This window comes from Humidesulfovibrio sp., from assembly GCF_031082295.1.
In the GTDB taxonomy this organism is placed as follows: domain Bacteria; phylum Desulfobacterota; class Desulfovibrionia; order Desulfovibrionales; family Desulfovibrionaceae; genus Humidesulfovibrio.
Window position 1 is genome coordinate 1 of record NZ_JAVHLD010000061.1, and the last position, 6237, is coordinate 6237.

The following is a 6237-nucleotide window of genomic DNA, read 5'->3' on the forward strand; positions in this document are numbered from 1 at the left end:
GTGTTTTCTTGGTGCCCAGGGTCGGAATCGAACCGACATAACCCGAAGGTCGAGGGATTTTAAGTCCCTTGCGTCTACCAGTTTCGCCACCCGGGCAGCCGCGTATTCCCTACATGCTTGGCTGGGGCAGCGTCAACGTGACAAAACGCTCAACCCGGCTAGATCGCACCGAACTGCCGAAGATAGTTGGCGTACAGCCGGGGCGACAGGCGCGAGAACCGGTCAAAGTCAGCCACCCATTCCAGTCCCGGAACCAGCGCGCGCACGGCCGGGATGCCAAGGTCCGCGCGCGTCAGGTCCATGTAGCTGGGCGGATAGCCGTTCTCCACAAGCACCTGTTCCAGCACCATGAGGTCGCCCTCGGCGCTGCCGGTGGAGTGGTCCGGCAGATCTTCCAGCACGCGCACGGGCAGCCCCTCGGGCACTGGCAGCGTGGCCGGGCCGGGGAAGGGGTAGGGGATCTCCGTCATGGCCGACACCGCAGCCCTGGGGCCGGAAAGATGCGCGCCCATCCCTTTGTTCACGTCGCCGTGGCGCCCCACCACGATGGCCTTGTAGCAGGGAACGCCGAACTCCGAGGTGCAGTCCATGAACCAGACGTTGAGGTTCGCCTCCTGGTAGTCGGACAGGAGGCGGGCCACGCGCTCGTCGCGGGCAGTGAGCCGGAAGCAGCGCGATAGGTCAAAAGGCGTGACCGCTTCGGCGTCGCGCTCCAGCGCCTCGCCCAAGGCATGCACCTTGGCCTCGGCCATGGTGTTGCCCGAGGCCAGGCCGGTGGAGCCCAGCGCGCTGAACAGGCTCTGCTCCTCAAGGTTGCAGAAGAGATACACGAACTGCACGGGCGCCAGGATAGGCCGCAGGCCGCCCTCGTAGCGTTCCTCGCCGGGCATCCAGTAAATGCGCTGGCCCTCGTAGGGCACCTCCAGGCGCACCCGCGAAAGGTCCAGCGCGTGTGCGTTGGCGGAGACTTCCTCATGGGAGCCGTAGGTGAGCGGGCAGGCCCTTGCCAGGCCCATGACGCCGCGCCTGCCGATGCTGGCGTAGGACGACACGCGCTCGGCCACCTCCATCAAGTAGGAGGCGCGCGCACCCTCGATCTCCAGGCCGCGGCCGTAGCTCGTCTGCATGCCGGACAGGCTGTAATTCATCTCTCCGCTCCGGACCGAGAGTTCCACCAGCCACATGCGCAGCAGCGCGATGGGGCTAAGGGACGCCTTGTGGGCCATCTCCTGGCCGACGAAGACGTTCTTCTCCTTCAACTTTTCCAGGGCATGGGCCGAAGTTTCCGTGGCCGGGCGGCGCGCCAGGGGCTTGGGCAGCACAGGGGCTAGGCGCTGGCGCATCTCGGCCACCGTGACCTTGGCCGCGGGCGGCAGGCCATCCTTGGCGTAGGGGGTGTCCAGGCCGATTTCGCCCGGAGCGGCCAGGGGTTCGTGGGCCACGATATTCATCTGCATGCGCATGGTCCACTCGTTGTGCAGGGGCTGGTCGGCCAGCAGGTAGGAGCGGATGTGCACCGCGGGGGTGTGGCGGGAGATCTCGCGCAGGTCCAGGCCAGAAAGGCGCGGCAACAGGTGGGCGAACCGCTCGTGCCCCAGGCAGGCCTCCACGAGCAGCGCCGCCAGAACCGGGTCGGTGCAGCGACCGTCCTTCTGCACTTCTTCGATGAGCTTTTCGAACTTCTTGGTGCGGTGCTCGCCCAGTTTGAACAGCAGATGCTGGTGCATGAAGTCGTCCAGCGGATTCTGGCGCAGGTGCTCCAGCATTTCGGAGAAGGAGAGGTTCGGGCCTGGGTGCGCGGCAAAGCAGCCGACGCCGGAAAGGGTGTCCATGAGGCGGAGTTCGTAGCGCATTGGGGCTCCTGTGGAACATTGCGGACTGAAATGGGCGGCTATCCCGCCAGGGCTGGCGGACTCTAGGCCAAATGCGGCGCAAGTTCAAGGAGGAGCGGGCAAGGGCTAGGGAGCTTGACTGGGTTCCTGCGGAAACGGCCAGGTTTCCACGCGGTTGCGACCGAACTGCTTGGCCCGGTAGAGAGCCTTGTCGGCCTTCTCGATCATGTCCTCAAGGATGTTGGCGCCATACTCCGGCTCCATGCTGTACTCGGCCACGCCAATGCTCACGGTGTTGTTGAGGATGCCGCTGGGCACCTTGAGCGGTGTCTCGGCCACGGCGATGCGGATGCGCTCGGCCAGGGTGCGCGCCTCAGCGAGGTTGGCGTTGGGCGCAAGGACGACGAACTCCTCGCCGCCATAGCGCGCGGTCAGGTCCGAGTCGCGGGTGGCGGAGGCGATGCATCCTGCGATGTGGATGAGGTAGCGGTCGCCCACGGGATGGCCGTGGTTGTCGTTGACCTGCTTGAAGTGGTCGATGTCCAGCATCAGGCAGCAGCAGGGCTTTCCGCTGCGGATGGCCATGTTGATGATGCGGTATCCCTCGGCCAGCAGGTGCCTGCGGTTGCAGATGCCGGTAAGCTGGTCCGTGCGCGAGGTTGCCTGGATGGTGTCCACGTGTCTGCGCACCGTCTCGGACATGCGGTTGAAGGCGCCGACAAGATGGACCATTTCTTCCGGCGCGCCAGGGTGGTCCGAGAGGTCGATGGTATGGCCGTAGTCTCCGTTCTCCACTTTTTCGGCACCCTCCAGCAGCAGCTTGAGCGGGGCGAGCAGCGCGCGCACGATGGCGTGGCCAAGCACCGCCGAGGCGATGATCGGCAGCGTCAGGCAGAGCAGGAGCAGAATGTTGATGCGGCTGTGGAGAATGTCCGCGTTGGTGTAAAGCAAAAGCAGTCCGGCGGGAATTGCCGGCAGGAGAAGCAACAGGAGGCTATAGAGGCGCAACAGGTTGAGCAGCCCGAGGCGGCCTTTTCGCAGGCGGGAGAAAATGCTTTTTTCAGCCACGGGGTGCTCCTCAGCCTTGGGGCCAGTTCCCTCCGAATCATGAATGTAACGCCAAGCGCACAAGTGTGCAAGGCCTCGGGCAGGATTGGTTGGACTCTAAGCGTTCGAGAACTCGCCATTGCGCGACTTGAATTCGCGAAGGCGTTGGCGCAGGAGGGTCGCGGCCTCGTCGGCCCGACCGCCCTGTGCGGTGTAGGGCACTGCCTCGCCGGAGGTGGTGGTCATCGTCAGCACCTTTCCAGAGAGCTCTATACTACTGATATCGTTGTAGTAAACGTCACGCGTCCCCGCGTCCTCGGTGTGGTAGGACACCTTGAAATAGCCCTTGAGCGGGAAAATGCGGCCCTTGCGCGCGGCGATGACCACGAAGTCCTCTCTGGGAGCCATCATGCTGAAAGTTATGTCGGTCTTCAGATCCTTCAGCCGCCAGTGATCGAGTGAGCCGGAGAACTCCACGTGCGGAAAGTTCGGGCTGTTCTTGTCGATGCCGCAAGCGCGCAGGCAGTCGTTCTCCAGCAGCCCCAAGACATCCTCCTGAAAGGCGTTGTGGTTCAGCCGGATGTAGCCCGCGCCGAGGAGGTCGAGTCCGAAAGGCACAAGCAGGAACAGGAAGCCGTGCAGGCCGCCGGAGAAGATGGTGATGAGCGCCAGGGTGAGCAGGTAGGCCAGGACCTTGATGGACAGGTTCGAGCTGTAGAGGATGAGAATGGCTTCGCGCAAGTCCATTTGAGCTAGGTAGGCAAAGCGCGGGTAAAAAGCAAGGGTGCGTGGAGCGGGGCAGATGCCCTACCGGTCTTCATGTCCGAAGATTCAGGCCAATTGCCGGTTGCCGCCATCGGGCGTAACGCATAGACTCGGACGAGGAAAGGGCCGCACTGCGTGAGGTTTGGCCGCGCAGCCGCATTACTCAGAGCAAAGGAGAGCATGATAATGACCGTTGAGCAGAACACCCTCACCGTCATGGCCCATTTGAGCTTTAACGAGCCTGTCAATGCCACTGTGCTGCAGGCCCTGGCCGAGGTTAAGGCCGCCACCGTGCTGGAGCCGGGGTGCCTGGAGTATCACGCGCACCTGCACGCCGACGACCCTCGCCGAGTGTCGTTCTACGAGCGTTGGCGGGACCAGACGTCCTTTGAGGCGCACCTGGCGATGCCGCATTTGGCGGTCTTCATTTCCGCCATCGGGGACCTGCTGGCCGGAGCGCCAGAGGTTACCCGCCTGCAGCGGCTGGGGTAGCTTTCATCAACGTTTGACCACGAAAAAGGGCCGGAGGAGCGATCCCCCGGCCCTTTCTGGTTCCCGGCGCGGCGCGGTCTAGCCGCCGCTCTTCATCCTTTCGATGAGCTGGCGCAGGCTCCCAGCCTGTGTGGCCAAGTCGCCCACGGCCTGTGCGGACTGGTTCATGGCGCTGGCCGTCTCGCTGGAAATGCGGCTGATGTCCTCGATGCTGCGGTTGATCTCCTCGCTCGCGGCGGACTGTTCTTCGCTTGCTGCGGCGATGCTGCGCACCTGGTCGGTGGATATCTCCACCAGATGGACGATCTCCTCCAGGGCCTCGCCGCTCTTGCTCGCCAGAGCCGTGGCCTGCTCGACGGTGTGCACGGCGCTCTCCACGTTCTCCAGATTCTTCTTGGTGCCGCGCTGGATGCCGTTGATGGCCTCGCCCACTTCCTTGGTGGCGGTCTGGGTCTTCTCGGCCAGTTTGCGGACTTCGTCGGCCACGACTGCGAAGCCGCGCCCGGCGTCGCCCGCGCGCGCGGCCTCGATGGCGGCGTTCAGCGCAAGCAGGTTGGTCTGGTCGGCGATGTCGGAGATGACGTTCATGATCTGGCCGATTCCTTCAGCCTGCTTGCCCAGGTCGGCCATGTCTTCCTTCATGGTCAGGGACACGGTCTGGATGCTCCTGATGCCTTCCACCACCTGCGCCACCACCTTGGAGCCTTCCAGGGCCTTGGCGCGCGCGGTGCCGGAGGAGTCCGCCGCCTGGGAGGCGTTCCGGGCCACTTCAAGCACCGTCGCGTTCATCTCTTCCATGGCGGTGGCGGTCTCGGCCACGCGGTTTGACTGCACCTCGGTGCCGCGGCTGGACTGCTCCACCTGGGCCGAGAGTTCCTCACTGGCGCTGCTGACGACTTCGACGACCTTCTCCAGTTGCATGGCGGCGGCCATCATGCCTTCGGCCTTGGCGCGCTCGGCCTGGGCCTTGGCGGCGTTGGCCTCGTCCGTGGCGATGCCCGCCAGGCGCGCCTGCTCGGCGGCCTCGATGCTTTTCTGCTCGGCTTCGGATATCTTGGCCTTGAGGTTGATGACCATCTTGCGCAGGGCATCTGCCAGCACGCCGATTTCGTCCTTCTGGTGCACGTCAAGGTTGCGGTTCAGGTCGCCGTCGGCCACGGCGCTGGCGAAGCTCACGCCCTTGTTGACCGGTCGCATGATGAGCAGGGAGATGTACAGGGCGATTCCGACGCTCAGAAGGACCATCAGGCCCGCAGCGATGGAGGCCGCTGCGATGGATTTCTTCTGGGTGAGGTCAAACAGCGAGTCGCTATTGCTGGCTTCCTTCTGGTGCTGTTCCAGCAACCATGCCACCGGCTTGAGCAGGCCCTCGCGAATCTTGTCCAGCGCGCCGTCGTAGCCGCGCACCGTCTCCATGTCCGCATGCCTTTCCAGGGCCGGCAGCATCTGATTTTCGAAGAGATCAAGGTATTGACTGTAGGCCTTGGCGAACTCGTCGGCGTTCTTTTTTTGCTCCGGTGTCTCCGAGAGTTCGTAGACACGTTTGATGTCCTTTTCCGCCGCGGCCCTGATCTCGGCCAGGTCTTTCTTGGTCTGCTCCAGGTTTCCATTGATGACGGCATCGGCGATGACCGTGTAGATTCCGATGACTCGCGCCTGGATCGCGCCAAGGTCGATGGCGTCCTCGGTGATGCTGTAGCCGGTGTTCTGCAAGTGGCCAAGCTCACGCACTTGGTTGACGATGTAACCGAAAGCCGTCAGCGCCAGTAGGATCACAACCGCAAAGCCGCTTAGCAGCTTGGTGCGAATGCCGAAATCGTTTACGCTCATGGGGGGTGAGCTCCTGACTAAGGTAATGAGCCGGAGATCATGATACAATCTTTACAGTAAAGGAACCTTGTCAGGAGTGATTCCTAGAACTTCTCGAAGTGATCGTCATCATTGTCAGTGCCTAAGTCAAGATCAATGCCGCCAGAATATTTCCCTGCCTTGGGTGCCAAGGGCTGAGACCTACGCGTTGTCTGAACTCTTGACGTCCTGGCCGGAAGGGCCTTGGGCTTGCTGGCCCGGCGGGCGGCCTGGCTGCCGTCGTCCACGCGGA

Annotated in this window: 5 protein-coding genes and 1 tRNA gene; 1 reads left to right on the forward strand and 5 read right to left on the reverse strand. The window is 63.3% G+C overall.

The genetic code is table 11. From position 1 onward, the window contains the following. Nucleotides 1-9: 9 nt before the first annotated feature. The 4 genes from RDU24_RS15685 to RDU24_RS15700 all read right to left on the reverse strand — a co-directional run bounded on the left by RDU24_RS15685 (nt 10) and on the right by RDU24_RS15700 (nt 3626). Nucleotides 10-96: transfer RNA gene (locus RDU24_RS15685), tRNA-Leu, on the reverse strand. A gap of 62 nt (nt 97-158) precedes the next feature. After that, nucleotides 159-1853, reverse strand: coding sequence for a YcaO-like family protein (locus RDU24_RS15690; RefSeq protein WP_308736724.1), 1695 nt, complete (start codon nt 1851-1853; stop codon nt 159-161). Nucleotides 1854-1958: 105 nt separating this feature from the next. Beyond that, on the reverse strand, nt 1959-2900 hold the full coding sequence (locus tag RDU24_RS15695; RefSeq protein WP_308736725.1) for a GGDEF domain-containing protein: 942 nt from the start codon (nt 2898-2900) through the stop codon (nt 1959-1961). Nucleotides 2901-2996: 96 nt separating this feature from the next. Beyond that, the gene (locus RDU24_RS15700; RefSeq protein ID WP_308736726.1) at nt 2997-3626 is read right to left on the reverse strand and encodes a hypothetical protein; all 630 of its coding nucleotides are present in this window, start codon (nt 3624-3626) and stop codon (nt 2997-2999) included. A gap of 204 nt (nt 3627-3830) precedes the next feature. Here RDU24_RS15700 and RDU24_RS15705 point away from each other — a divergent pair, with 204 nt between their 5' ends. Next, nucleotides 3831-4136, forward strand: a complete 306-nt coding sequence (locus RDU24_RS15705) for a putative quinol monooxygenase (RefSeq protein WP_308736727.1) — start codon at nt 3831-3833, stop codon at nt 4134-4136. 78 nt (nt 4137-4214) lie between these two features. Here the strand turns inward: RDU24_RS15705 and RDU24_RS15710 are convergent, their stop codons facing one another. Continuing rightward, nucleotides 4215-5966, reverse strand: coding sequence for a methyl-accepting chemotaxis protein (locus RDU24_RS15710; RefSeq protein ID WP_308736728.1), 1752 nt, complete (start codon nt 5964-5966; stop codon nt 4215-4217). Between the last annotated feature and the right edge of the window lie 271 nt (nt 5967-6237).